The sequence below is a fragment of the Priestia sp. 3CA3 genome (assembly GCF_056836725.1).
This window is the reverse complement of the sequence record NZ_JBXENJ010000010.1, coordinates 113,426-138,024: the sequence shown is the minus strand read 5'-3', so window position 1 is coordinate 138,024 and position 24,599 is coordinate 113,426. Positions and strand designations below refer to the sequence as shown.

Annotated in this window: 24 protein-coding genes, 1 pseudogene and 1 riboswitch; of the genes and pseudogenes, 16 read left to right on the top strand and 9 right to left on the bottom strand. The window is 39.6% G+C overall.

Features of this window, described 5'->3' with window-relative positions; genetic code table 11:
* The first annotated feature begins 245 nt into the window (after window positions 1-245).
* From AC1VNJ_RS22875 to AC1VNJ_RS22860, 4 genes are all read left to right on the top strand, one after another.
* Window positions 246-1,196 carry an ABC transporter ATP-binding protein gene (locus AC1VNJ_RS22875; RefSeq protein ID WP_014458647.1) on the top strand — a complete coding sequence of 317 codons (951 nt, stop codon included), beginning with the start codon at window positions 246-248 and terminating at the stop codon, window positions 1,194-1,196.
* Entirely contained in the window at window positions 1,196-2,719 is a 1,524-nt protein-coding gene (locus tag AC1VNJ_RS22870; RefSeq protein WP_014458648.1) for an ABC transporter permease/substrate-binding protein, read from the top strand. Before AC1VNJ_RS22875 ends, AC1VNJ_RS22870 begins: the two co-directional genes overlap by 1 nt.
* Before the next feature lie 328 nt (window positions 2,720-3,047).
* The gene (locus tag AC1VNJ_RS22865) at window positions 3,048-3,803 is read left to right on the top strand and encodes a YwaF family protein (protein ID WP_482641341.1); all 756 of its coding nucleotides are present in this window, start codon (window positions 3,048-3,050) and stop codon (window positions 3,801-3,803) included.
* 122 nt (window positions 3,804-3,925) lie between these two features.
* Complete coding sequence (locus AC1VNJ_RS22860) at window positions 3,926-4,447, top strand: NAD(P)H-dependent oxidoreductase (protein ID WP_140451058.1); 522 nt, start codon at window positions 3,926-3,928, stop codon at window positions 4,445-4,447.
* 24 nt (window positions 4,448-4,471) lie between these two features.
* Here the strand turns inward: AC1VNJ_RS22860 and AC1VNJ_RS22855 are convergent, their stop codons facing one another.
* A complete protein-coding gene (locus AC1VNJ_RS22855; protein WP_014458652.1) occupies window positions 4,472-4,837 on the bottom strand; it encodes a hypothetical protein in 366 nt (121 codons plus the stop codon).
* Between the two features lie 223 nt (window positions 4,838-5,060).
* Complete coding sequence (locus tag AC1VNJ_RS22850; RefSeq protein WP_371129326.1) at window positions 5,061-5,792, bottom strand: LCP family protein; 732 nt, start codon at window positions 5,790-5,792, stop codon at window positions 5,061-5,063.
* A 537-nt stretch (window positions 5,793-6,329) separates the two neighbouring features.
* Here AC1VNJ_RS22850 and AC1VNJ_RS22845 point away from each other — a divergent pair.
* The 3 genes from AC1VNJ_RS22845 to AC1VNJ_RS22835 all read left to right on the top strand — a co-directional run bounded on the left by AC1VNJ_RS22845 (window position 6,330) and on the right by AC1VNJ_RS22835 (window position 8,983).
* Window positions 6,330-7,004: a hypothetical protein gene (locus AC1VNJ_RS22845; protein WP_482641340.1), complete on the top strand. Its 675-nt coding sequence runs from the start codon at window positions 6,330-6,332 to the stop codon at window positions 7,002-7,004.
* A 75-nt stretch (window positions 7,005-7,079) separates the two neighbouring features.
* The gene (locus AC1VNJ_RS22840; RefSeq protein ID WP_482641339.1) at window positions 7,080-8,180 is read left to right on the top strand and encodes a M24 family metallopeptidase; all 1,101 of its coding nucleotides are present in this window, start codon (window positions 7,080-7,082) and stop codon (window positions 8,178-8,180) included.
* Window positions 8,181-8,404: 224 nt separating this feature from the next.
* Window positions 8,405-8,983, top strand: coding sequence for a suppressor of fused domain protein (locus tag AC1VNJ_RS22835; protein ID WP_013084584.1), 579 nt, complete (start codon window positions 8,405-8,407; stop codon window positions 8,981-8,983).
* 41 nt (window positions 8,984-9,024) lie between these two features.
* Here the strand turns inward: AC1VNJ_RS22835 and AC1VNJ_RS22830 are convergent, their stop codons facing one another.
* The 3 genes from AC1VNJ_RS22830 to AC1VNJ_RS22820 form a co-directional block, all read right to left on the bottom strand.
* The gene (locus tag AC1VNJ_RS22830; RefSeq protein WP_482641338.1) at window positions 9,025-9,966 is read right to left on the bottom strand and encodes a DMT family transporter; all 942 of its coding nucleotides are present in this window, start codon (window positions 9,964-9,966) and stop codon (window positions 9,025-9,027) included.
* A complete protein-coding gene (locus AC1VNJ_RS22825; protein WP_028415023.1) occupies window positions 9,963-10,643 on the bottom strand; it encodes a GntR family transcriptional regulator in 681 nt (226 codons plus the stop codon). The genes AC1VNJ_RS22830 and AC1VNJ_RS22825 overlap by 4 nt, the downstream gene beginning before the upstream one ends.
* Window positions 10,644-10,717: 74 nt before the next feature.
* Window positions 10,718-11,236, bottom strand: a complete 519-nt coding sequence (locus AC1VNJ_RS22820; RefSeq protein WP_028415022.1) for an acyl-CoA thioesterase — start codon at window positions 11,234-11,236, stop codon at window positions 10,718-10,720.
* Between the two features lie 150 nt (window positions 11,237-11,386).
* Between AC1VNJ_RS22820 and cuyA the strand changes: the two are divergent.
* Window positions 11,387-12,383, top strand: a pseudogene (gene cuyA, locus AC1VNJ_RS22815) (D-cysteate sulfo-lyase).
* 35 nt (window positions 12,384-12,418) lie between these two features.
* Here cuyA and AC1VNJ_RS22810 read toward each other — a convergent pair.
* On the bottom strand, window positions 12,419-13,768 hold the full coding sequence (locus AC1VNJ_RS22810) for a sensor histidine kinase (RefSeq protein WP_033579914.1): 1,350 nt from the start codon (window positions 13,766-13,768) through the stop codon (window positions 12,419-12,421).
* A complete protein-coding gene (locus AC1VNJ_RS22805) occupies window positions 13,765-14,436 on the bottom strand; it encodes a response regulator transcription factor (RefSeq protein WP_028415019.1) in 672 nt (223 codons plus the stop codon). Before AC1VNJ_RS22805 ends, AC1VNJ_RS22810 begins: the two co-directional genes overlap by 4 nt.
* A 222-nt stretch (window positions 14,437-14,658) precedes the next feature.
* On the opposite strand from AC1VNJ_RS22805, the gene AC1VNJ_RS22800 reads away from it, so the two are divergent.
* Both AC1VNJ_RS22800 and AC1VNJ_RS22795 read left to right on the top strand, forming a co-directional pair.
* Window positions 14,659-15,933 (top strand): S1C family serine protease, encoded by a 1,275-nt coding sequence (locus AC1VNJ_RS22800; RefSeq protein WP_034270556.1) that lies wholly within the window; start codon window positions 14,659-14,661, stop codon window positions 15,931-15,933.
* Window positions 15,930-16,832, top strand: coding sequence for a peptidyl-prolyl cis-trans isomerase (locus AC1VNJ_RS22795; protein WP_033579916.1), 903 nt, complete (start codon window positions 15,930-15,932; stop codon window positions 16,830-16,832). The genes AC1VNJ_RS22800 and AC1VNJ_RS22795 overlap by 4 nt, the downstream gene beginning before the upstream one ends.
* A 288-nt stretch (window positions 16,833-17,120) precedes the next feature.
* Here the strand turns inward: AC1VNJ_RS22795 and AC1VNJ_RS22790 are convergent, their stop codons facing one another.
* Window positions 17,121-17,576 (bottom strand): Lrp/AsnC family transcriptional regulator, encoded by a 456-nt coding sequence (locus AC1VNJ_RS22790; protein WP_028415016.1) that lies wholly within the window; start codon window positions 17,574-17,576, stop codon window positions 17,121-17,123.
* A gap of 120 nt (window positions 17,577-17,696) precedes the next feature.
* On the opposite strand from AC1VNJ_RS22790, the gene AC1VNJ_RS22785 reads away from it, so the two are divergent.
* The 4 genes from AC1VNJ_RS22785 to AC1VNJ_RS22770 all read left to right on the top strand — a co-directional run bounded on the left by AC1VNJ_RS22785 (window position 17,697) and on the right by AC1VNJ_RS22770 (window position 20,930).
* Window positions 17,697-18,155, top strand: a complete 459-nt coding sequence (locus AC1VNJ_RS22785) for a carboxymuconolactone decarboxylase family protein (RefSeq protein WP_028415015.1) — start codon at window positions 17,697-17,699, stop codon at window positions 18,153-18,155.
* 115 nt (window positions 18,156-18,270) lie between these two features.
* Window positions 18,271-18,415: riboswitch (cyclic di-AMP (ydaO/yuaA leader) on the top strand.
* Window positions 18,416-18,539: 124 nt separating this feature from the next.
* Window positions 18,540-19,199 (top strand): potassium channel family protein, encoded by a 660-nt coding sequence (locus tag AC1VNJ_RS22780; RefSeq protein ID WP_028415014.1) that lies wholly within the window; start codon window positions 18,540-18,542, stop codon window positions 19,197-19,199.
* Window positions 19,200-19,202: 3 nt separating this feature from the next.
* Complete coding sequence (locus AC1VNJ_RS22775; protein ID WP_033579917.1) at window positions 19,203-20,522, top strand: TrkH family potassium uptake protein; 1,320 nt, start codon at window positions 19,203-19,205, stop codon at window positions 20,520-20,522.
* A 327-nt stretch (window positions 20,523-20,849) separates the two neighbouring features.
* Window positions 20,850-20,930 (top strand): YjcZ family sporulation protein, encoded by an 81-nt coding sequence (locus AC1VNJ_RS22770; RefSeq protein WP_016765202.1) that lies wholly within the window; start codon window positions 20,850-20,852, stop codon window positions 20,928-20,930.
* 189 nt (window positions 20,931-21,119) lie between these two features.
* Here AC1VNJ_RS22770 and AC1VNJ_RS22765 read toward each other — a convergent pair whose 3' ends face one another.
* Entirely contained in the window at window positions 21,120-21,206 is an 87-nt protein-coding gene (locus AC1VNJ_RS22765; RefSeq protein ID WP_016765201.1) for a YjcZ family sporulation protein, read from the bottom strand.
* Between the two features lie 173 nt (window positions 21,207-21,379).
* Here AC1VNJ_RS22765 and AC1VNJ_RS22760 point away from each other — a divergent pair, with 173 nt between their 5' ends.
* Both AC1VNJ_RS22760 and ggt read left to right on the top strand, forming a co-directional pair.
* The gene (locus AC1VNJ_RS22760; RefSeq protein WP_028415012.1) at window positions 21,380-21,877 is read left to right on the top strand and encodes a tetratricopeptide repeat protein; all 498 of its coding nucleotides are present in this window, start codon (window positions 21,380-21,382) and stop codon (window positions 21,875-21,877) included.
* Between the two features lie 409 nt (window positions 21,878-22,286).
* On the top strand, window positions 22,287-24,365 hold the full coding sequence (ggt, locus tag AC1VNJ_RS22755) for a gamma-glutamyltransferase (RefSeq protein ID WP_482641337.1): 2,079 nt from the start codon (window positions 22,287-22,289) through the stop codon (window positions 24,363-24,365).
* Window positions 24,366-24,599 lie beyond the last annotated feature (234 nt).

Here is a 24,599-nt window from a genome sequence, read left to right as displayed (position 1 = left end):
TGTTGAAAGAAGGTTTTTTTATTTGTGTTGGTATTAAAATTATTCTCCGAATTATTCTTCGCCGCCTTGTGAAAACTTTAACAGTTTGATAGCCTTATTAGGAGGTCGTTACAAAATATGTGTATCTTTTCCACTATGTCTTATGAATCATATTTAGAAATATTCTTAAAAGAATGTTTATTGCCTCTAAGTATTGGGTACACGAAACTAGGGGTTAAATTTCAACAGGGAGTGTGAACGATAATTTGATTACGTTTAAGAATGTGTCAAAGCAATACCCAGACGGTACGACCGCCGTGAAAAATATTAATCTAGAAATTAAAGAAGGAGAGTTTTTCGTTTTAATTGGTCCGAGTGGGTGTGGGAAAACAACCACCTTAAAAATGATTAACCGTCTTCATGATATTACCGAAGGAGAACTATACATAAAAGATAAGCTCGTATCGGATCACAACATACATGAGCTACGCTGGAACATTGGGTATGTCCTGCAGCAAATTGCTCTTTTTCCTCATATGACCATCGCTGAAAATATAGCTATTGTACCCGAGATGAAGCATTGGAAGAAAAACAAAATAAAAACGCGCATTGATGAACTGCTTACCTTGGTAGGACTAGACCCAAAGCAGTATCGAAACCGAAAGCCGTCTGAGCTTTCAGGTGGCCAGCAGCAACGTGTAGGTGTAGCACGTGCCCTCGCAGCTGATCCCCCCGTTATTTTAATGGACGAACCCTTTAGTGCCCTCGATCCGTTAAGCCGCGAACAGCTTCAGCAAGATGTTATTAGTTTAAAAGAAAAAATCAAAAAAACATTTGTGTTTGTTACGCACGATATGAGCGAAGCGATGACGCTTGGAGATCGTATCTGCCTAATGAAAGACGGGGAAATTGTTCAAGTTGGAACCCCAGAGGAATTCATTCAAAAGCCTAAAAATGAATTTGTAAAAACGTTTATTGGAAATCAAGGAAATGCTTTATTTGAGACATTGGATATGTTTGTCAAAGAAAGTGAACAGCCAGACGTAGAACCTACTGAAGAGCTAGCTTCAACCGCCACTGTTCAGCAGGCAATGGACGCCCTTTACGATCATGAAGCAATAGCTGTGAAAAAAGGGAGCAAACGCATTGGCGTTGTAACGCGTAAAACTCTATTAGCGTTTCTTTCTGATAAAACGAAAGAAGGAGGAACGCTGTGATGAATGCACTAAGCACATTATTGGATCAACGAGGAGATGCACTGTTTCAAGCTCTTCTGGAACACATTCAAATATCAGTACTGGCTCTTGTGATCGCCGTATTAATTTCAGTGCCGCTTGGACTGTACTTAACGAGGCATGACCGCATTGCTGAACCGATCATTGGCGTAACAGCCGTACTGCAAACCATTCCTTCACTCGCTTTATTAGGATTACTGATTCCTCTTGTCGGAATTGGAACCTTTCCCGCGGTTATTGCACTGTTTTTATATTCGCTTCTTCCTATTGTACGAAATACATATACCGGAATTAAAGAAGTGGACCCATCTTTAATTGAAGCATCCAAAGCCATGGGGATGAACTCATGGAGACGATTAATCAAAGTAGAACTTCCTCTAGCGCTTCCTGTCATTATGGCCGGAATTCGTACAGCAATGGTCCTCATTATTGGTACAGCGACAATCGTGGCTCTTATCGGAGCAGGCGGACTTGGAAGCTTAATTTTGCTTGGTATTGACCGAAGCGACAATAGTTTGATTTTATTAGGAGCCATTCCAGCAGCATTATTAGCGCTTATTTTTGATGGAATTCTGCGAACGATTGAACACTCAGCTAAAAAAGGATCCAAAAAACGCTCGTTTATTATGATCATCGTATTAATACTCATTCTTGTTTCTCCGTTTGCAGCGATGAGCGCAACAAAACCAGACCTTGTTATCGGAGGGAAAATTGGCGCAGAACAAGATATTTTAATTAATATGTATAAAGAATTAATTGAAGATCAAACCGATATGAAAGTAAATCTTCGTTCGTCGCTTGGGAAAACGGTATTTGTATTTGAGGCTCTGCGTAACAAGGAAATTGATTTATACCCTGAATATACGGGTACAGCCATTGTGACGCATCTAAAGGAACAGCCGGACAGCAAAGATGAAACAGAGGTGTACAGGCAGGCAAAAGAAGGATTTCAAAAGAAATTCGGCCTTGTCTATTTAGATCCAATGAAGTTTAATAATACGTACACATTGACCGTAACAAAGGAATTTGCAAAAGAAAATAATCTAACGACCGTTTCAGATTTGGCAAATGCAACAGATAAAGTAAAAGCAGGATTTACGCTTGAGTTTAAAGATCGTGAAGACGGCTACGTAGGCATTCAAAAAGAATATGGCCTTACTTTCCCGAATATTAAAACGATGGAGCCGAAGCTTCGCTATCGCGCTGTAGAAAAAGGCGATATTAACATGCTTGATGCTTACGCAACGGATCCTGAAATCAAACAGTTTGGTCTCAAAGTCTTAAAAGACGACCAGCAGTTCTTCCCTCCGTATCAAGGAGCGCCTGTGCTTCGTGAAGATACGCTAAAAGAGCATCCTGAACTGAAAAAAATCTTAAATCAACTGGGCGGTAAAATCAGTGATGACGAAATGCGTGAAATGAACTATCAAGTAAATGCAAAAGGAAAAACGGCTGAAGAAGTTGCTCATCAATTCTTAGTGAAAAAAGGATTAATTAAAGAGTAATAACGAAGAAACAGAGCTAGGACAACAGTATGTTAGTTCAAAGAAGATCCGAATGATAAATCGTTCGGATCTTTTCATTTTAGTTGCTTCTAGTAGTTGATTGGAAGGCAACGCGAAGATTCCTGCGGAAAGCGAAGCCTTGCATGGAAATCAAATGCAGTGCAAGAAGTGATTCATACTCGATCATTTACTCCATTCGTCTTCAGATTGGCGTCATTTCGTTATGTTTCAATCTCTTTTTAATGCGAGAGAAGCATTAATGAAAATGAACCCATGTGAACAAGCTAAAGGTACCGAATTTGTTTTCTGATAGAAGGGAGGCGCTTTTATGAATTCATTTTTTGCGTGTCATCCTGTACAACATTCCTTTCAGCTTTTTTCAGTGGAACATCTTGTAACTTTAGCTATTATCGTTATCATAGGAGCATTTATTTTTTTGTGTCGAAAGCAGCTGCGAAAAAAGAGGTTTGTGTTTATTTTGCTTTCACTCATTCTAATTGCTTCAGAAACAGCCTACCAGGCTTGGGAAATCGGATGTCATCAGTGGTCTGCTGAAACTTCCTTGCCTCTTCAGCTCAGTGATATAGTCGTGCTGCTGGCTGCTGTTATGCTGATAACCAAAAACAGGTTTCTTTTTAATTTTGTGTACTTCGCAGGAATCAGCAGCTCTGTTCAAGCGATGATTACCCCAGACCTTGGGGGCTATGCGTATACCCAGTTTCGCTATGTGCAGTTTTATGTATCGCATGGCGGTGTGGTACTTGCTTGCTGTATGCTAATTGCTACCTGCAGATATGAGCCGACGTTTCGTTCTTTATGGGTAAGCGTAGTATTTGTTAATCTGTACGGAGGATTTATCTATGCCATCAACCGTTTACTTGGGGCGAATTATTTATACATGATGAAAAAGCCAGAGCACGCTTCCTTGCTGGATGTTCTTGGACCTCATCCTTTGTATTTAGTATCGATTGAAGGAATTATGATTCTTAGCTTTCTTGTGCTTTATCTGCCGTTTTGGATACATAAGAAAATCAAAGGGAAATCAATTTTGTTGAAGAGAAATGCTAATACTGGTAATTTATAAGTGTAAACTAGCTAGGATTTCCTGAATGAAAAGGAAAAAAACGACTGAACAAGCTGTTAGAGGCAAACGTAAAAAATAGAAAAGAATAAAGCAAGCACAGACATTAGAAGGAGAGTATCAAAATGAAAACACTGGTTATTTTAGCGCATCCAAATTTAGCATCTTCTCGCATTAATAAAGCGTGGGCAGAGAGATTAAAGAAAGAAGAAAATGTACACGTTCATGATTTATACGCAAACTATCCTGATTTTAAAATTGATGTAGAAAAAGAGCAGGAGTTAGTTGTTCAATTCGATCGTATTGTGTTTCAATTTCCGTTTTACTGGTACAGCTCACCAGCACTCTTAAAAGAGTGGCAAGATGTTGTATTAACATACGGATGGGCTTATGGCAGCAAAGGCACTAAACTTCATGGAAAAGAGTTTATCGTAGCTACTTCGACAGGAGGACCTGCAGAAGCTTATCAAGAAGGCGGCTACAACCGTTATCCAATGAGTAATCTGCTTCTTCCGTTTCAAGCTACGGCAAATTTAACAGGCATGAAGTTCCAAACTCCATTTTTATTTCAAGGAGCAGGCGGTGAACTGAGCGAAAAAGTCATTCAAGATAGTGCAGAAAGCTACGCTCAATTATTAAGACAATAAAAAAAGCCGCGTCACAGCGGCTTTTTAATTTACATTTGTTCGTGAAAAAGAAGTAAGCAGCTTTTGAGGAGCAATATCTAATCCTTCAATTAGCAATCCCGTCATAGCTGTTAGACTCCCGACTTCAAACGATTCCCCGGCTCTCCAAAATGCTGATTCACCTTGTTTAATGTAAATTTTCAGTCCGTTATCGCCAGCTACCCAGCCTTCGCCGTGAACGACTAAAAGAAGCTGTGGAATCGTAGCTTCTTGACGAGGTGTATAATCATTTTCTTGAAAAGATAAAAAGCTGATTTTGACATCTCCAGTATGAGAAAGCAGCGGGTTTACTTTATAGGTGGAATGAAGAAAGGAACGCTCTTCTTCAGATTGAAAACCATATAATTTCATACTTTCATCTCCTTGACTAAAAAATAAAAACAGAAGTGCTTCTTATTTCATATACGCATACAGGAGAAAAAATAGAACTCAAAGTAAGCAGCTGATTGCTAGAAAATTGCTTGATTCCATCTCTATTTTTTGTCGAAGCTGAAATTTTTTTGAAGGATAGGAAGGAAAAATAGAAGTTTTTTTGAATAGTATAAAAAAGGTGTCCGTTAATGGACACCTTTTCCTAATTTAAAAATGACTGTAATGCTTGTTTATTTTCTTCAAGGTCGATGCTTAAAACAGCACCAATACCGGATATTCGTTCATTTGAATAGGAACCTTCAACCGGTAAACGAAGAGATTTTAAATCTGGCTGATTTCCAACTAAAAAATCTTTTCCTATCACGATAAATGTTTTTGGCGGAATATTTGTATCCACATATGGATCAATGACTCCCCATAGCTTAGGAGCTTTCGCCAGCGTCTTTACTTGAAGAGCTTCATCCATTAATTTACCGATAACTTCTTGTTGACGCTTCACGCGCCCGAAATCACTTTGGCTATCATGTCGGAATCGCACGTATCCTAGTAATTTATCTCCGTGAAGAGTTTGTTTTCCAGGTTTTAGCGTCATGCCAATTCCTGATGACATTTCGTGCGGCACGGTAACCGTAATTCCCTCAGGGGCAATCGTATCGGCAACTTTAGAAAAACCTTTAAAATCAACAACGGCATAATAGTTTACATCTACGCCAAAGTTTTCTTTAATTGTCTTACGCATTAATTCAGGCCCGCCAAATGCATAGGCTGAATTTAATTTGTTTTTGCCGTGTCCTGGAATATCCACATATGAATCACGCATCAAAGACACAATTTTAGGCTGATTGCTGTCTTTGTCATAATGAGCAATCATGATCGTATCGGCACGCGAATGTTCTTCACCTCGAGAGTCAATTCCAAGAAGTAGCACATTCATGCTATCTAAATTGGCACTTGCACCATTAAAATTAAACTGTCCATCTTTTCCAAAAGCTCCGTCTGCTTCTGCTAACCCTTGTTGGTATTGATAATACACATACGCACCAGCGGCGATTACAAGAATGAGAAAGAAAAGAAGTAGCTTTCTAAAGCGTTTCTTTTTTCTTTGCTTTTTTCTTTTATGTTGTTTACGTTCTGTACGTTCTTCCAAATGTCTCACCATCGCATTCAAAAATATTAATACTTTTTTGTTTGAAACCCATTATGCAAAAAATTATAAAACGACATAATAAAATTAACACTAAGGAATTAGATTAGCAAGTACGTTCACTAGTAAATCCGCAGAGACAGCTAAAATAAGAGAAATATGCAAATAGAAGAAAGAGGAAATAAAGGTTATTTTTTTCTGAAAAATTTGTTATAATCTATCATAGTTAGGGAAAAAGTTCTGTCTTTTAAGAATGGAATAAGAGGAAAGTCTCTGTTTGCGGAGAATCGAATATAGGTCTAAATGTAGAAAAAAGGAGTGAAGCGAATGAGTATATATGTGTCATCTTCGAACCTTGTGCTGATTCCAGAAGCGGCGTTAAGTCATTGGAAACCTTACGGCGCGGGGGAATTGACCGGAGCTATTATTTCAGGTAAAGATAGTGCTGAAATAATTAAAGAGCTTAATCAATCGTCTATTCTGCCTTTTACAAGTTTTTTCTATCGAAAGCATTTTGTTATTCTGTTTGATAAAGAACAAGTGAAAAATCATTTTGAGCAGCTGCTTTTATTGTATAAATCTCAGGGCTATGTTTTTTATTCTTCTACTCTATACGATGATCATTGGTCCCAGGTTCTTGAAGGAACGAAGCAGCTCCTAACGGTAAATGGACAGGTGGTACCGGTGCTTGAGCTTGAACAAAACGGTGAATTTGATGTTGTGCGTGATGAAGGTGGTCTTCACATTGTGATAGATGATGACGAAGACGAAGAGAAGCAGCTAGAAAAAAAAGTTCATGAGCTTTCGCTTGAAGAAGGTACCTATTTTATTGGCGATCCGGGATTTGTTGAAAACCGAGACATGCTGGTAAAAGAATATTTTCCTAAAGGTACGTACGAATTTATTTATAGATACGGAGAAAATGGCTGGCTGATGAAAGTAAGTATTCAGCGAAAAGCGATTAAAGAGCAGCTTACTACTCTTCACGCGGCTTTATCTTAACCTCTATTCATTGTACAATATTGCTAAATAACTATGTTATAATAGTAATATTGCACAATGAAAGGGGTTTTTTTAATGGAAGCACGTTTGCAAAAAGTCGTATCATGGCTAAAGGAAAAGAATGTAGAAACGGCCTTTATTTCGTCAACTGAAAACGTATTTTATTTAACTGGATTTCACACGGATCCGCATGAGCGTTTGCTTGGCTTATTTGTGTTTAACGAAGCGGAGCCGATGCTTGTTTGTCCATCAATGGAAGTGGGTCAAGCAAAAGAAGCCGGCTGGAAATTTGACGTGATCGGATATGAAGACCATCAAAATCCTTGGGAGCTTATTAAAGAAGCTTTACATAAACGAAACGTAATGGATGTGAAAAAAGTTGCTGTAGAGAAAGAGCAGCTGCTGTATGCGAGAGCTGAAGAACTGCTTAATTTATATCCAAATGCTGAGCTAGTCGGAGCAGAAGAGAAATTAAATCAGCTGCGTTTAATTAAAGATGAGCGTGAAGTTGAGATTCTGCAAAAGGCAGCTGCATTAGCTGATTTTGGCGTGGAAGTAGGCGTAGCTGCCTTAAAAGAAGGCGTTACGGAAATGGATGTTCTGGCTAAAATTGAATACGAGCTAAAGCGAAAAGGAATTCGTGAGATGTCGTTTTCAACGATGGTGTTATTTGGTGAAAAAACGGGAGAAGCGCACGGGAACCCAGGTCTTCGCACGTTAAAGCCAGGAGATATGGTTCTCTTCGATTTAGGTGTAGTGCTAGATGGATACTGTTCAGATATTACGCGTACAGTCGCGTACAAGTCGATTAATGATAAGCAAAAAGAAATCTATGAAACGGTACAGCGCGCCGAGCAGGCAGCTCTTGAAGCTTCCAAGCCTGGCACTCGCATTGGCGACTTGGACATGGTAGCACGCAATATTATTACAGAAGCAGGGTATGGAGAGTATTTCTTGCATCGTCTTGGTCATGGCCTTGGTATCAGCGTGCATGAGTTTCCTTCAATGAGCCGCAACAATGATGATGTGCTTCAAGAAGGCATGGTGTATACGATTGAACCGGGTATCTATATTCCAGGACTCGGAGGCGTGCGTATTGAAGATGATGTAATCATCACAAAAGATGGATACGAAACGTTAACGAAGTACCCAAAAGAATTACAAATTATTTCATAATAATGTCATAAAAAATAGAGGCTGCCATGGTGCAGGCTCTATTTTTTTATGGGAAAAGAAAAAATTGGTTAAGGTTTCTTGTTTGCTTCTTGAGACAATTTCATAGTATGTTACGAAACGATAACATTTCTATCACATTTTCTAAAAACTATATCGTAAGCGAGTGCGGTAGTATATGCTGTACAGTAGGGGACTTTTTAAGGTCGCAAGCAAGGAGGTTTTTTATGAGTAATTTTACAAAAGATGAAGAATTAATTATACATAAAGCAATAGATGTATTTGGTCAAAAGGACCGAATTGAAGATTATTCAGATGAACGAAAAAAGCATGGTATTCACGTTGTGGCATGTGAAAATCATCCGCGTCAAGACGTAACCGCGTATGCAACGCTCGGTGGACATCAATGTCCGACAGGTTATACAGTTGGAGGAATCCCGCTTCGAATTGAAATCGTTGGGGCTTGTCATGAGGAGTTCGGTATTTATTCTGCTATTTTAGCAAACTGTATTTTCCATATGATGAAATCTCATGTCTCCATTTTCCCAGGAGCTATTTATAAAGACGTTATTGCAGTCCTTGATGACAGCTTTCATATGCAGCACATTTTGCTGATTCCGCCGTTTTTATGGGATAATTTTTCAACGATTGAACTATCTGATAAAAAAGTAACGTTCCTGCAGGCCGTTCCGATTTCAGAAAATGAACGTGCTTTTGCACTTGAGTACGGAGTAGATTCGTTGCTAAGCCGCTTTGATGCTGAGCAGGTTAATGTCTTCAATTTAGAAAGAAGATCTGTTGTATAAACAAAAAGAGCGCCGACTGAGACGCTCTTTTTTGTTATTGATTAGTAGGTCAATTCTTTTTGAGGTATAGCTTTTTTATGACTCGTTTGGTAGCTGTGAAGCACCATGCCTGATACGATAACTCCCATTCCAACCCAAGAAAGAATCGGTGGCAAAGGACTTGATAGAAGGAAGACCTCTCCTAGCAGGGCAAATAAAACTTCCATCGATTGTGTAGCTTCAACTGCACCTAACTTGTGAGAATCTTTTTTCACAAGGTCAGTTGCCGCAAAAAATAAAACCGTTGCACACACTCCTGAAAGTAAAGCAACTAAACTGCTTTGATACATCTGAGTTGGTTTTGGTAGTCCATCGGTCAAGTAGGCATAGACAGAAAGAATAATCCAAAACGGCAGGCTTGAAAGCGTCATTCCAAGCACACGCTGAAACGTATTAAGCGACGACAGCTCCATCATCTTACGGTTGCCAAGCGGATACGCAAAAGACGCAATTAAAATGGGAATCGTACAAAGCAAGGCAGTAGCCGCCGACAGTTCAGTCGCATGCTCAAGCTGCATGAGCACAACTCCTATTAAAATAATAAACGAAAAACCTAGCTGCTTGAAAGGAATGGCTCCTCGCTTTTTTCCTTCCTTGTAAAACAAAGGAGCTAGGAGAGACCCCGATAAAATCGTGATTTGCCAAGTTCCTGCAATAAGCCAGCCGGGACCGTAGGCGGAAGCAAAACAAAGAGGAGCGTAAAATAAGCCAAATCCGACCGTGCTCCATAGCAGCCATTTTTGCGGCTGGGCTTTTATTTCTGCCACCACAGGTTTGATGCCACCCCAAAAATAAACAAGCATAAGCAAAAGAGGTACCATAAAAAAATAGCGCAGAGATGCGCTCCACGCCCAGCTGCCTCCAGATAAATCCATCGCTCGATTTAAAACGAATGTAAAAGCAAAAAAGAATGATGCAGCAACGCCTAATAAAAGAGGCTTCACTTTGCTTCCTCCTCACTTGTCAGCGCTTCACCTAGTGTCAGCCAGTTTGTTTCGACAAGCTGTGATGTCAGTGCGGAATCTTTTTGACGGCAAGCATTTATGATTTCTTTGTGCTGATCAACGGAAGCAAGGCTAGCAAGAGAAGAAAAGCGAGCGATTTCCAGACGTTGAATTTTGGCGCTTGTTTGTTTTACAACACGTTCTAGCTCTAAATTATTCGCCCGGTTTAAAAAAACGGAATGAAATGCTTCATCCGCTTCGATCGCTTTCAGTACATTTCTTGTTTTGATTGCATGTTCTAGAGATTGATTATGTTTGATTAGTTCGCCCATATCTTCTTCTTGCAACGAAGTACAAGCCAGCTTAGCAGCAAGTGCATGAAGAGCTGCGACGACAATAAAAGATTGTTTTGCCTCCTCAAGGTTTAATGGAGCCACTTTTGTAGAAGAACCAGGTGTCGTTTGTACAAGGCCTTCATCTTCGAGCCTTTTTAATGCTTCTCGAACAGGAGTGCGGCTAACTCCAAATTGCTCAGCCAGTTCTTTATCCTGAAGCTTTTGTTCCGGCTGAAATTCAAGCATAACGATATTGTGTTTAAGTGTTTGATAGACTTCCTCCCGTAGGGAAAGTCGTTTGAGAGGTTGAATGTTATTTTTCATAAAACCAATATATCGCATATCACATTAAATAACAATGTGAAATCTAAAAAACTTCGTCTAAAAAGCAGGCAGCTGCTTTTTAGATGAAGAGCTTAATTACTGCTGCGCAAAGATTTAGATAAGATGCGCGCAATTGCTTTGCTGTGCTCAACCTGCGTTTTTTTGGACTCTTTTCGTTCAAGAGCTACTTTTTGAAGGCTTTTTTCTTCTTCAGTTTGAGCAATAACTTGAGGAACGGGAGCAGGCTTCCCATTTTCTAATGCGACGAAGGTAAGAAAAGAAGTAGCAGCAATACGTTTAATGCCTGTTAACAAATTTTCGGCAATGACTTTAACAAAAATAATCATGGAACTTTTTCCTGTGACAACAACGAATGCCTCATATGAAATAAAATCTTCTTCTGTGACGGGCTCGATAAAGTCAACATGATCAATGGAAGCTGTAACACACGACTTTCTGGAATGTTTAGCTGCTGAAAGAGAAGCCGTCATGTCCATGTCAGCGACAATTTTGCCGCCAAAAAGGGTGTGGTGATTGTTTAGGTCATTTGGAAAAATGTGCTGTGATTTGACTACTCGTGAGACGCTGCAAAGTACTGCTTTTTCACTCATTGAAAACACTCCTTCAAACTGTTTATATGGTTTAATGTATGTTGACTACTTGTTCTTATGTATACAAGTTATAGAAAGCCCTTTCGTAAAAAGCTCTTCAAAAGCTTCTATATGGTAAAATAGAACAAATATGAAAGAGAGGATGAGAGCATGAACTTAACGCAATTTTCTAGAAGAAAATATACGGATTCCCCTACACCTTTAGAAAAGCTATCGGTTTTATCTCAGCAGTTAAACGGACCTTCAATTTATATGAAGCGCGATGATATGCTTGGACTGACAGGGGGCGGAAATAAGACGCGTAAGCTTGAATATCTAGTAGCTGATGCAAAAGCACAAGGGGCAGACGTGCTTGTAACGTGCGGTGCGATACAATCCAATCACTGTCGTTTGACGCTTGCTGCTGCCGTAAAAGAGCAAACGAAATGCGTGCTCGTATTAGAAGAAGGGGAAAATAAAGCAAGTGATCAGCCGACGGGAAACTATTTTCTTTATCATTTATTAGGCGCTCATGACATGCGGTTTGTCGCTGAAGGTTCGGATTTGACAGCGGAAATGGAAAAAGTAGCGCGCGAGCTAAGTGAAAAAGGTCATAAGCCGTACCTAATCCCCGTAGGAGGTTCAAATGTTATCGGTGCAACAGGCAGGCTATGCTGCCTGCGCACAGGAGCTGCTTATGCAAAGCTATGAGCAACAAATAAAGCTTAGCCACGTAGTTTGTACAAGCGGAAGCGGAGGCATGCACGCAGGGCTAGTGGCAGGCTTTCAAGGCCTTCAAAGCGGGGTGTCTGTTATTGGAATGAATGTGAGTCGTGCTAAAGAAGAGCAAGAAATGAAAGTTGCCAAGCTGACGAGTGAACTTTATGATCATTTACATAGCAAAACGCCTTTTAAAAAAGAAGAGATTGTTTGTATGGATGAATATGTCGGTCCAGGCTATGCTGTTCCAACAGAAGAGATGGTGGAAGCAGTCAAACTTGTGGCCGGTACGGAAGGAATTTTATTGGATCCTGTGTATACGGGAAAAGCGATGGCCGGCCTGATTGATTTAATTCGAAAAGGTTATTTAAAAAAAGATGAGAATGTGGTGTTCATTCACTCCGGGGGTTCACCAGCTCTTTATGCATATACATCGGTTTTTTCATAAAAAAGCAAGGGAGTCGACTCCCTTGCATTTTTAGTTTATATAGGAATAGTAAGTGAAAACGTCACTCCGGCGTCTGTGTTTTCAGCCGTAATGGCTGCATCGTGCATCGTAACAATACGCTTTACGATACTTAGGCCAATACCGAATTCACCGTTTGCTCCTTTTTTAAACGGTTCAAACAAGTGTTGAAGCACGCTTTGATCAATGGGCGGACCATCGTTGCTGATGGTACATTGAACGTTCGTTTGGTGTTTAGCAAGTGAAAGTGAAACCTTCGTATCAGCATAGCGCAGCTGATTGTCGAGTACATTTTCAAGGACTTTTGTCCACAGCTCTTTGTCTCCTTTAATCGTTGCATTTACGTCGTCAAATTCCCACTGTATTTCAGGGCGCCTCCACCGCAAGCGATCCACTACTTCATGAAGAAGCGCAGTAAAATCAAAGTCGTCTTGTGCAAGCTGGTGAGTGGACATATAGTCAAGCTTGGTCAAGTAAAGCAAATCGCGGATTTTTTTCTCAAGATTTTTGGATTCATCTTCAATGACTTTTACCGTTTGGGATAAATCACCTTTTGGATAAATGCCGTCTTGAATCGACTGAGCGTAGCTTTGAATAACCATTACCGGTGTTTTTAAATCATGTGAAATATTTTGAAGCAGCGTTTGCTGTGCTTCATCTTTAGATACGAGCCTTTTGCGCATTTGCTCGATGGACGCGCCTAGCTTGCCGATTTCATCGGAACGGTTGACTGTAACAGGTTCATGCCAATTTTGTTCGGCGATTTTTTTTACATCTTTTTCAAGCGATACAAGCGGCTTGCTTAAGTATCTTGATAGCCAAATAGATGGAAGCCAGCTGAATAGAAATACAATTGAAATGACAAGAAGCAGCTGTTTAAAAAGAGTAGAAGTGAGCGCGTTGCGATACGTATCCCACGAAAATGAAAGTAAAAAAGCAGGCTGTCCGTTTACGCTTACTTTTCGAATCACATAAAAAAGCGTCCGGTTGCCGAGATCTTTTTCATAGCGAGCGACGATTTTCCGCTGACTGATTGCATCTTCCTGTGCTTTTCTCAAAAAGTCTTGAGGCAACACCCGTGATGAAAAATAAGAGATATCCGCATGTTCAGGCAATAAAATATGATCCACGGTTCGATTGCCAAGCGTTGGTTCACTGTCTTCATTGCTAAAGTAGTATTCACCTGAGCGGCTTGGCAGGCCGTATTCTTTTAAAATATGCTGTTCATTTTCAATAGTGGTATAAATTTCATTCGTGAAGAACTGCCTGAGCGTCGTTGGGAATAAAATAGCGAGCAAAATTGAAATGAGCAGTAAAATACCCGAGATGACGAGCCAAATTTGAAATGCAAGCGACTTGTTTTTCATGCTTTCATCATCCGGTATCCGTATCCGTAAATCGTTTCAATTCGTGCTTGCGGCATTTTTTTACGCACGCGCCTCACTAAATCATCCACCACTCGGTCTGTGCCGAAATAATCTTCTCCCCAAATGAGATTCAACAGCTGCTCCCTTGAAAAAGCCTGTCCAAGGTCTTTTGAGATAGTGACAAGAAAATCAAATTCTTTAGACGTCAAATCAATCGGCTTTCCATTTTCACTGACTGTACGCGTATGTAAATCGATTTCATAAGGAGTCAGCGTAATGGTATCGGTTTTCTTTTGATTGGAACCATATACGAGGTTTAGCAGTTTGTTTGCTCGAATAACTAGTTCACGAGGCAAAAAAGGCTTTGATAAATAGTCGTCGCTGCCCATTTCAAGTCCAAGAACCCGGTCAATATCGGCATCGCGTGCTGAAATGAAAATAACAGGCACATGTGGCGTTTGCTGCTTGATTTCGCGAATGAGCTGATACCCGTCAATATCAGGCAGCATAATATCTAAAATCCACAGGTGCGGAGGAGTTGCAATCATTTCTTTTGCGTCCGTGCCGTTAAAAAATGAGCGAACGTCCCAGCCTTCTTTTTGAAGGTAAAGGGTTAAAACTTCGTTTAAATTTTGTTCATCCTCTACTAAATATAGTGTAAAGCTCAAATTTGACACCTTCCTCTGAATATATGAAAATTAAGGTAAATAAAGCATATTGCGCCATCTATGCGCGTTTCTTTAAAGGTTTATGTACCCGCTATTATACTACGTGTTTGCTGTCATAAAGAAATTTTTCACAATTTCACATATTGTTTTGATACTTATCCCAAACTTTTATTTTATAGTATAGATAACATAAAATTTGCTACGTTAAAAGGAGTGATTTTCATGGATCCACGTGATTATGAAAGAGAGGAAGAACGAAAAGAAGAATATGAAAACCGCCAGCGGCGCTATGATCAGTATCAGCCTGCGTCATCATCACAGCCTCCAAAAAGACGCTTATTTCCAGTGATCGCATCTTCCATCGCGGGAGCAGTGCTAGGGGGAGGAATTGTGCTATACGGCGCTCCGCAGCTAGGGTTAATGGATTCAGCGGATACGCAAACAGCGAATCAAACAACGCAGACTCAAACGGCAACAACAACGAGCACAACGCCTCGAACAGTAAGCACAACCGTGAATCAGTCAGATCTTGTTTCAGTTGTAAATAAAGTATCAGCTGCTGTTGTAGGCGTGAACAATATTCAACAGCAAACAAATCCATTTTCTGGAGATACCCAAACGCAAGAAGCAGGAACGGGTTCCGGTGTTATTTTCAAAAAAGAAAATGGAAAAGCCTACGTTGTGACTAATAACCACGTTATTGACGGCGCAAGCGAAGTAGAAGTGTCACTTTCAAACGGACAAAAAGAAAAAGCTAAAATTGTCGGAGCTGACGCGCTAACGGATTTAGCGGTGCTTGAAATGTCCGACAAAAATGTTGAACAAGTGGCGAAGTTCGGAAAATCATCAGATTTAGTGGCGGGTGAAACGGTTCTTGCAATCGGAAACCCTCTTGGTGAACAATTTTCTCGTACGGTCACACAAGGTATCGTGAGCGCAGCAAAACGCTCTGTCCCTATTTCAGAGAATTGGAACGTAGATGCAATTCAAACGGATGCGGCGATTAATCCAGGAAACAGCGGCGGTGCCTTGATCAATTCTTCCGGTGAAGTAGTTGGTATCAACAGTATGAAAATTTCAGAAGACAATGTAGAAGGAATCGGCTTTGCTCTTCCAAGTGATGAAGTGCAGCCAACAATTGAACAGCTGATGAAAAACGGAAAAATAACGCGTCCATATATGGGGGTAGGTCTTCAAGATGTAGGTCAGCTTTCAGCTGCAACAAAACAAGATCAGCTAGGCCTAACAAGCGATACGTCTGAAGGAGTTGTCGTAACGACGGTTGAACCATTCTCTTCTGCTTCTGATGCTGGTTTACAATCAAAAGACGTGATTGTTGCCATCGATGGAAATGAAGTCAAAACATCCAGTGATTTACGTCAATATCTATACACAAAACGCAAAGTAGGAGACACGGTAAAATTAGACGTGTACCGAAATGGAAAAAAACAAACTATTTCTCTGAAGCTTTCAGAGCAGCAGGATAACAATGGATGAGTTCAGCACCGTTAAAGCTGCTGCTAGCAGTATTAACAGCGTTCGGATTTTTAACAGGCTGCGGAGGGAAGCATTCAAACACGATGTTTCCTTCTGTAGAAATTAGTCAGCTATCTTCTGCTAAAGAAGTGGCAGCGTATGAAGGAGGAAAGGTGACAGGAGCTGAATTCAATCGTTTTTTAGCAGTTGAAGGGTTCTTAAATCCCGATGCTCCGCTAAATGATACAAGCTACCGCAAAGAGTTGTTGCGGCAGCTTGTCATGCAAAAAATCTTAATTTCGCATCTAAAGACAAGTGACAGGGTACAGAAAAAAGTCGAGGATATGTGGAAACAAATCAAACGTTCATATGACGAAGATACAAGAAAACAAGGCTATGAAGTCTTGCACATTCGTTCTAGCGATGTAACTAAACAGCTAATAAATCAGTTTAAATTAGAAGAATATTTCCGTAAACAAATTACGTCTGATGAACTAGACGCTTACTATACACGTATTGAGAATGATGTAACGCGCGTATCTTTTTCGCAGCTAACTTTTACAACTTTACATGATGCTGAGACCGTTGCGGCTGAGCTGCAAAAAGGAACATCGCTTCAAGACGTTCAAAAAAAATATGCTGATGTCCAGACCATCAGCAAAATAGAGAATGATGATAATCTAAAGCTTTCGAATCTATCTCCCTCTTTTATAGATGTTTTAAAAAAACAGCACATCGGAGAGTGTAGTAAGCCCATTAAAATGGGTAAAGTCTATTATATTCTTATTTTAAAACAAAAAGATAAAAAAACGGAATCAGAAGTCAAAGAAGAAATGATGAAAGAACTTGTTTTGAATCATATCAACCGGTATATCCAGGATCAACTGCCAAGGTTTCACGTGACTTTCAACCTTAGGTAGTTCCCTTTTATATAGATTGATTGTTTTCAAAAAACAAGCAGGTAAAAGAGCTTTCTATTAATAGAGAGCTCTTTTACATTTTTAAGTAGACAGAAATGTCGGTACCTGATAGAATGAAGTTGTAAAACTTTCATTATTCGGAAAATTTATACCCTCCAGCTTTGGAGGGTTATTTTTTATGCTTTTGGACGAATAAAAGAGGCTAGGACAGAAGTAGTTTAGTGGAAAGAAGATCCGAACGATGAATCGTTCGGATCTTTTCGTTAGTACGGTGAACGTATGTTTCAATCACTTTTCATCTTTTAAATGACTCAATAATGCAGAAGACATCTCCACGTGAGAAAGGGCGATGTGTGAAATCGTTTTGGCATAAGGTGTAATTTCGTTAATAAATTGCTCGAGTACGTGCAGGTGAGGAAGCTGAAGCTTTGTAATGAAGCAAGCCTGTCCGGCAATGCGTTCACAGAATAAAGCATAGGGATACTGAGAAATAAATCGTTTAAAACGCTCGTGCTCTCCGTTTTTCATGGTTACTTCAATAAAACACGAGACGGGCAACTGCAGCTTTTCATAATCAATATCGATTGTATATCCTTTTATAATACCAAAGCTCTCTAGCTGTCTTACTCGCTCTGCCACTGAAGGAGGAGACAGGTTAATTTGTTTTCCTAGCTCTCTTAAGGAAAGACGGCTGTTTTGCTGCAGTGCCTGCAAAATCGATAAATCAATTTCATCAATTTTCAATTGAAAACCTTCTTTCATATTAATGTTTCATTTGATTAGTAACAGCAGATAATATGTTTTATTTGTTATCTGAAATCTCCATTTTTCTTACTATAATAATTAAAAAGGAGTGAGTAAAAAATGGCAAGAGTTTTGTTAACAAACGAAGAGGGAACAAATTTTGAAAAAGCACTGAATTTAATTCCAGATGTAAAAAGGTTGTATGATGAGCTATACGACAAGCTTTGGAACAGTGATATAGTAAAAAGAGAGACTAAGGAAAAAATCAGGCTTTATCTAGCAGGTGTTAACGGCTGTGAGACGTGTATGAGCATGTCATATGTAGGCGATAAGACGCTTAATCAAAAAGTGTTAAGAGAAAAAGAGCTGGAAGAAAAAGATCGACTGCTGTTTCGATTTATAGATGTATACCGAGTGCGTCCAAGGGATTTGACGGATGCTGATATGGATCAATTAAAGAAATTTTACAGTGATACGCAGCTATTAGAGCTTTTGGCCGTTATTAATTTGTTTGATCAATTTCACAAACTGATTGTCAGTTTAGATTTATATGATTTTTGCAGTTTGCAGCGCAAGTGATGTCTTCCCTAAAAATATCTTGACAGACAAAATCCACAGGAGTAAGATAGCTTTCGTGAAGTGAAACGTATCATGAATCGAATCGATTATTCTAAAAAATAGATCATAGACATTTGAATAAAAATCGCTTAATCCATTACGGAGCGGAGGACCCATTATTTACGCACATATTGTGCTCCGGGGTGAATCCTTAAAAAGGTAGGGTTACTCTTAAAACCCGAACCCGACAGCTAACTTCGCAAGCGTTTTGAGGGGGAAGAGTGTGAAAAAACACAGGAGCCTTCCTGTGTTTTTTTGCGCTTTTTTTAAGAAAAACATGTAATTTTTTAGAAAAAGTATAAGCTAAGAGAACACACAGCAGTTGAAGAAAGGAATAAATACATTATGAAAAAACAGTTTGCTGTATTGGGATTAGGTCGTTTTGGAGGCAGTTTGGTTGAAGAGTTTGCTAATTTGGATGTGGATGTGCTCGCTATTGACCGCAATCAGGAGGTAGTAAAGAAATATAGCAACTCAGCTACATATGTCGTGCAAGCGAACGCAATTGATGAAGCTAGCTTAAAAGGGCTAGGCATTCGTAACGTTGATCATGCTCTTATTTCGTTTGGAGACGATATTGAAGCAAGCGTGCTTGCAACGATGCTTTTAAAAGATATGGGCGTTAAGCAAGTATGGGTAAAAGCGGTGAATATGTATCATCAAAAAGTGCTGGAGAAAATAGGAGCGGACAAAGTCATTCATCCTGAGCGCGATATTGCGAAGCGGATTGCTCATCACGTGGTGTCAGAAAAGATCATTGATTACATTGAACTGTCAAAGGATTATAGTATTGTCGAAATTGTCGCTTCTAAAAAGCTTCATAATAAAACGCTGTTTGATTTGAACATTCGTGCCAAGTACGGCTGCAATATTATCGGCTTTCAGCGAAAAGACGGGGAAATGGTGATTTCGCCTACCGCGCATGAAATAATTGAACAAGGAGATATGCTGATTGTTATCGGACATAATCGCGATTTGAACCGTTTTGAAGAAGAAGGAGTTTAACTCATGAAAAAACAAATCATTAAACTAACTCCTCCGCAGCTGCTTGTTTCCATTTTTGGCGGAGGAATTATTATTGGTGCTCTTCTATTGATGATGCCTTTTTCTACTACTGAGCCAATCCGGTGGGTAGACGCCCTTTTTACATCTACTTCCGCTATGACAGTGACCGGCTTAGCCGTCGTAGATACAGGTACGCGTTTTACCGTCATCGGTCAAACGATTATTATGCTGTTAATTCAAATAGGCGGTCTCGGCATTATGTCATTTGCCGTGCTGATTTTTATGATGCTAGGTAAAAAAATTGGATTTAAAGAGCGTATGCTCGTTCAGCAGGCATTAAATCAGACGAGCGTCGGTGGAGTTGTGCTGCTAGTTAAAAGGTTGTTCATCTTTTCATTTTTAATTGAGTTTGTTGCACTGCTCTTTTTAGCGATACGCTGGGTTCCGGAATTCGGATGGTCTAAGGGGCTGTTCTTTAGCTTGTTTCATTCGATTTCGGCTTTTAATAACGCAGGGTTCGGACTGCTGTCTGATAACTTAGTTCAGTATGTAGGAGATCCTATTATTAACATCACGATTTCTTTTCTCTTTATTATTGGTGGGTTAGGGTTTACCGTCCTTGCTGATATGTGGGTGAAAAAATCGTATAAAAAACTAACGCTGCATTCAAAAATTATGATTATCAGCACGTTCGCCATTAACGTGATTGCCATGCTTTTTATTTTTTTCTTAGAGTACGGCAATTCGCATACGCTCGGAAATTTATCATTAGGAGACAAAGTATGGGCTTCTTATTTTCAAGCGGTAACAACAAGAACCGCTGGCTTTAATACAATTGATTTAGCTCATTTGCATGACGCAACGGTGTTTTTAATGGTTTTATTGATGTTCATTGGTGCAGGGAGTGCGTCAACAGGAGGGGGTATCAAACTCACGACGTTTGTGGTGATTGTCTTTTCTGTATGGGCATTTTTACGAAGCAGGGAAGATATTGTGCTGCTAAAGAGACGACTTCTTCCTCTTCATGTGTTTAAGGCACTAGCCATTACGATGATTTCAATTATGTTTGTGTTTGGGGCCATCTTCCTGTTAAATATTTCGGAAAACCTGCCGTTTGTAAAAATTATGTTTGAAGTTGTTTCTGCGTTTGGAACAGTAGGTTTATCGATGGGAGCGACTCCTGAACTTTCGTACTTTGGACGCGTGATTATTATCTTTATCATGTTTTTAGGAAAAGTGGGGCCATTAACGCTTGCGTTTTCATTATCTAAGCAAAAGCGTGAAGCCGTTCGCTATCCAAACGAAGATATAATGCTAGGATAGAAAAATCGCCTTCGATGAGGCGATTTTTTTATATTATTTATACGTTCAAGACATATAAGAGGTTACGCACAAAACAGTTGCGATGAATAAAAAGAAGGCAAAAACAAGAACAATGGGCAATTTGGAATGTCGGCGCATTAAAGCCCCTCCTTTTTTATAGTAAAAAAATCTCTTACTATATATAACGAAAGAAACAAAAATATGATTCACTTTTTTTGGCGAAATTTGAAGGTTTTTCTCATTGGAAAAATCCGCACCCCTGTCCTAAACATTTTGCCAAGCTGTTGCATACACTAAAAGCAGATAACAGGAAGTGAGGGATGGTACGTGGGAAAACAAAATTTTGCGTTAATCGTTGTGTTATTTGTTTTACTTGTTATTGTAGGTGCGTCTGGCTTTCGCTTTTAAACGTTAACTTTATTTGCGCATAGCCCCCGTCAAAAAGGGCATACTAGGCGGAAGTAAAAACCAAAAATTTCTTCAATATTGCCGAAAAATGAGTTCCTCTACTCATTCATCTAATCGGTATGTAGCCATGCGAAAGCATGGTTTTTTTTGAAATAGGAGAGGATGAATGATGTTCATCCTCTCTAGAAATTAGTAGTAGCAAGAACACCCTACGATTACTAATAGGATAAATAAAACAACGATAAATGAAAAACCAAAACCGCCTTTTGCGCCCATATGTGTAACCTCCTTTAATAAAAGTCTCTATATCCTATGTACTAATTGGGTTAAGTGATTGAGAAATTTGCCTATTTTTTAATGGTAACGTTTTTTGTGGAGAATGAAGAACACTTACTTTTTTCATTTGCGCAGAAATCCTTTATGATAAAGAGGAAAAGGAGGGCAAACAGGTGGGAATACATGCACAATACGTCATGAATCAGCTAGAAGAGGGAAAGTGGAAAGAGATCAAGCGCGAAATTCAACAAGAAATGAAGAAAAAACCTCAAGCATCTGATTTGTACTGTTACTTAGCCGTTTGTTTAGCAAAGCAAATTGAAGAATCAATTATCTTTGAAAAAATGGTATTGAACTTAGAAATGGACCGGGCTCTTCATCAGGCATTAACATTAAATCCATCTTCAAGCTTGGCGCACTTCGTTCGAGGAATAAAATATCGGGAAACTCCGCTTATGTTTGGAGGAAATTACGAAAAATCGCTGTTTTATTTGCAGAAGGCGCAAGATCTTGGTTTTGAAGGGATTATGCTGCCGCTCGAACTCGCCAAAACCTATATTCAATTAAAAGAAATGGAAAAAGCGAAAGAACAAATCGCCTATGCTCGGGAAATCAACCCTACGCACGCGGACATTAAAAAAGTCGAAAACATGCTCCAAACAGGACGATGAATCTAAAGTCCTGTTTTATTTTTGATTTTCAGAAAACGTATGCTGATTTTCATAAAGGATTGTTTTTTATATAACAATAAGAATATTTATAAAAAATTTAAGAAGTGCATGTAAGTCGAACGACTTCTTAACTGCTAGATTTTCTACATTATTAGAGCGTTCAGTCTACATAGTTCCAAAAATAGTAAGAAACTATCAGCCTATGGATAAATTGTTAGAAAATATAGATAATTGTAAATGAATAGGGAGAAAAGTTAAACATGCGATTAACTAAAAAAGCAAAGGTATGATTTACTTTGCTTTTTATTTATACGCATATGTAAAAAATATCATAATAAACCAATTTATTCTTCATGAAATCCATCGTCTCAGGCGATGTGAAATAATGTATTTGAAGGAGGAGACCCAGATGAAGGTTATGAAGATGTTGGCTATTACGTTATTTAGTTTATGTTTAGTTGTCACACCAGCTGCTGCTGAAGTTCCGGGTGTCGACCATTCAATGAAACGGGGTGCTACACAAGGAATTGTAGCGGCATCTCACCCGCTGGCTGCTGAAGCGGGGAGGAAAGTGTTAGCTGAAGGCGGAAACGCTGTAGATGCGGCAGCGGCCATTCAACTATCTCTAAACGTTGTGGAACCGATGATGTCTGGTATCGGCGGCGGCGGTTTTATGATGATTTATGAAAAAAAGAAAGATAAAATTACGATGCTAGACAGCCGTGAAATGGCACCGGCTGATGTCACGCCTAAGCTGTTTTTAGATTCAAAAGGAAAAGTCATTCCTTTCAGTAAGCGTCACATAACAGGAAAAGCAGTTGGAGTTCCGGGCACGTTAAAAGGAGTAGAAACAGCCCTTGAAGATTATGGAATCATGGACTTATCAGATGTTATTAAACCTGCTATTACTCAAGCGGAACAAGGAATTAAAGTGAATTGGTCGATGGCTCAGTATATCGATGAAAATGCGGACAAGCTTGAAAGATACCAAACGGCCGGTAATGTATTTGTACCGAATGGCAAGCCGTTAAAAGAAGGAGATAAGCTTGTTCAGCCTGATCTTGCGAAAACATTAAAGCTTATTCAAAAAGAAGGGTCAGACGCTCTTTATAAAGGAGAAATTGGAAAAGCGCTTGTTAAAGAAGTTCAAAAACGCGATGGAAGCATGACCATGGATGATTTAAAAAATTATGTTGTAAAAGAACGCGAGCCGGTCAAAACAACTTACCGAGGCTACGATGTGGTTAGTGCGGCTCCTCCTAGCTCCGGCGGATTAACCGTGCAGCAAATTTTAAAGCTAATGGAAGGTTATGATGTAGAAAAAATGGGTTCCAATACGCCACAGTATTTGCAGCATTTAACGGAAGCGATGCACTTAGCTTTTGCGGACCGCGCGGCGTATATGGCAGATGAAGACTTTTACGAAGTGCCGAAAAAAGGCCTGTTAGATGAAGATTATATTAAAGAACGTCGTAAATTAATTAATCCAAATAAAGCAACGCCTAATGTTAAAGAAGGAGACCCTTGGAAATATGAAGGAAAAGAAAATCCAAATAAAGCAACGGTAACGGAAGAAAATCCAATCGGCCAAACGACTCATTTCTCTGTTGTAGACAAATGGGGAAACATGGTTTCTTACACGACTACCATTGAACAAGTTTTTGGTTCAGGAATTATGGTTCCTGACTACGGATTTATGCTCAACAATGAAATGACGGATTTTGATGCCACTCCGGGAGGCGTGAACCAGGTTGAGCCTAAAAAACGTCCTCGAAGCAGCATGTCTCCAACGATGCTGTTAAAAGACGGAAAGCCGTTCATGGCAATTGGTTCACCGGGAGGCCCAACCATCATTGCGTCTGTAGCAGAAACGATTATGAATGTTATTGACTATAAGATGCCGATTCAAAAAGCGATTTTAACGCCTCGTATTTATTCAAGCGGCTATCCAACCGTAAGATGGGAACCTGGCTTTAGCCAAGATACACTCCTTGAAATGATGGCTAAAGGACATGCGTTTGAAGAAAAGCCAGAGCATATTGGAAATGTCCAAGCGGTTATCTATGACTATGAAACGGGGAAAATGTACGGAGGTGCTGATAATACGCGCCAAGGCACGGTATTAGGAGTAGACGCAATTAAATATGTATCCAAACAGCCAAAACCAATTAAAGAAGAGAAAAAAGGAGAGTTTACGGTCGAAGTCAACCGTGCCGTGTATCCATTTACTGATAAGCAAGTAAAACTGATTGATGGAAAGCCTTACGTTCAGTCCGACCGCCTGCTGCTAGGATTAGGCGTCATTGATTCGAGTGATTTAAAGCTGTATAAACCAAATCACCACTCCTATTTATCGGTTATCAAAGTAGCCAAATCACTTGGCTACAAAGTGAAATGGGATGAAGAAAAGAAAGTAGTCTCATTAGAAAAAGATCCCGGTGAAAACGATACCGGCGATGATGAAGACGGAGACGTTATTACAAATTAAATGGGATAAAAGTAGCTTAGTTGAAGGAAGATCCGAACGCGTTTGATTCTTGATAGAGAATCTAAAGCGTTCGGATTTTTTTATTGCGATGGTAAACGTAGGTTTCATTTATGTATTGGCTCACTCCTTTTTAAGAAAGCAAATAAAATTGGCGATTTCAAACCAAGCGACAAAAAAATTTGCGTAGTTTGCCAAAAAGTTGTAGAAATCGACAGTTTTTTTGGCATGTGTAAG

Coding starts and splice junctions, on each gene's coding strand:
- AC1VNJ_RS22870 (WP_014458648.1), top strand. CDS start 1,196: ATGAATGCACTAAGCACATTATTGGATCAACGAGGAGATGCACTGTTT.
- AC1VNJ_RS22865 (WP_482641341.1), top strand. CDS start 3,048: ATGAATTCATTTTTTGCGTGTCATCCTGTACAACATTCCTTTCAGCTT.
- AC1VNJ_RS22860 (WP_140451058.1), top strand. CDS start 3,926: ATGAAAACACTGGTTATTTTAGCGCATCCAAATTTAGCATCTTCTCGC.
- AC1VNJ_RS22855 (WP_014458652.1), bottom strand. CDS start 4,837: ATGAAATTATATGGTTTTCAATCTGAAGAAGAGCGTTCCTTTCTTCAT.
- AC1VNJ_RS22850 (WP_371129326.1), bottom strand. CDS start 5,792: ATGAATGTGCTACTTCTTGGAATTGACTCTCGAGGTGAAGAACATTCG.
- AC1VNJ_RS22845 (WP_482641340.1), top strand. CDS start 6,330: ATGAGTATATATGTGTCATCTTCGAACCTTGTGCTGATTCCAGAAGCG.
- AC1VNJ_RS22840 (WP_482641339.1), top strand. CDS start 7,080: ATGGAAGCACGTTTGCAAAAAGTCGTATCATGGCTAAAGGAAAAGAAT.
- AC1VNJ_RS22835 (WP_013084584.1), top strand. CDS start 8,405: ATGAGTAATTTTACAAAAGATGAAGAATTAATTATACATAAAGCAATA.
- AC1VNJ_RS22825 (WP_028415023.1), bottom strand. CDS start 10,643: ATGCGATATATTGGTTTTATGAAAAATAACATTCAACCTCTCAAACGA.
- AC1VNJ_RS22820 (WP_028415022.1), bottom strand. CDS start 11,236: ATGAGTGAAAAAGCAGTACTTTGCAGCGTCTCACGAGTAGTCAAATCA.
- AC1VNJ_RS22810 (WP_033579914.1), bottom strand. CDS start 13,768: ATGAAAAACAAGTCGCTTGCATTTCAAATTTGGCTCGTCATCTCGGGT.
- AC1VNJ_RS22800 (WP_034270556.1), top strand. CDS start 14,659: ATGGATCCACGTGATTATGAAAGAGAGGAAGAACGAAAAGAAGAATAT.
- AC1VNJ_RS22795 (WP_033579916.1), top strand. CDS start 15,930: ATGAGTTCAGCACCGTTAAAGCTGCTGCTAGCAGTATTAACAGCGTTC.
- AC1VNJ_RS22785 (WP_028415015.1), top strand. CDS start 17,697: ATGGCAAGAGTTTTGTTAACAAACGAAGAGGGAACAAATTTTGAAAAA.
- AC1VNJ_RS22780 (WP_028415014.1), top strand. CDS start 18,540: ATGAAAAAACAGTTTGCTGTATTGGGATTAGGTCGTTTTGGAGGCAGT.
- AC1VNJ_RS22775 (WP_033579917.1), top strand. CDS start 19,203: ATGAAAAAACAAATCATTAAACTAACTCCTCCGCAGCTGCTTGTTTCC.
- AC1VNJ_RS22765 (WP_016765201.1), bottom strand. CDS start 21,206: ATGGGCGCAAAAGGCGGTTTTGGTTTTTCATTTATCGTTGTTTTATTT.
- ggt (WP_482641337.1), top strand. CDS start 22,287: ATGAAGGTTATGAAGATGTTGGCTATTACGTTATTTAGTTTATGTTTA.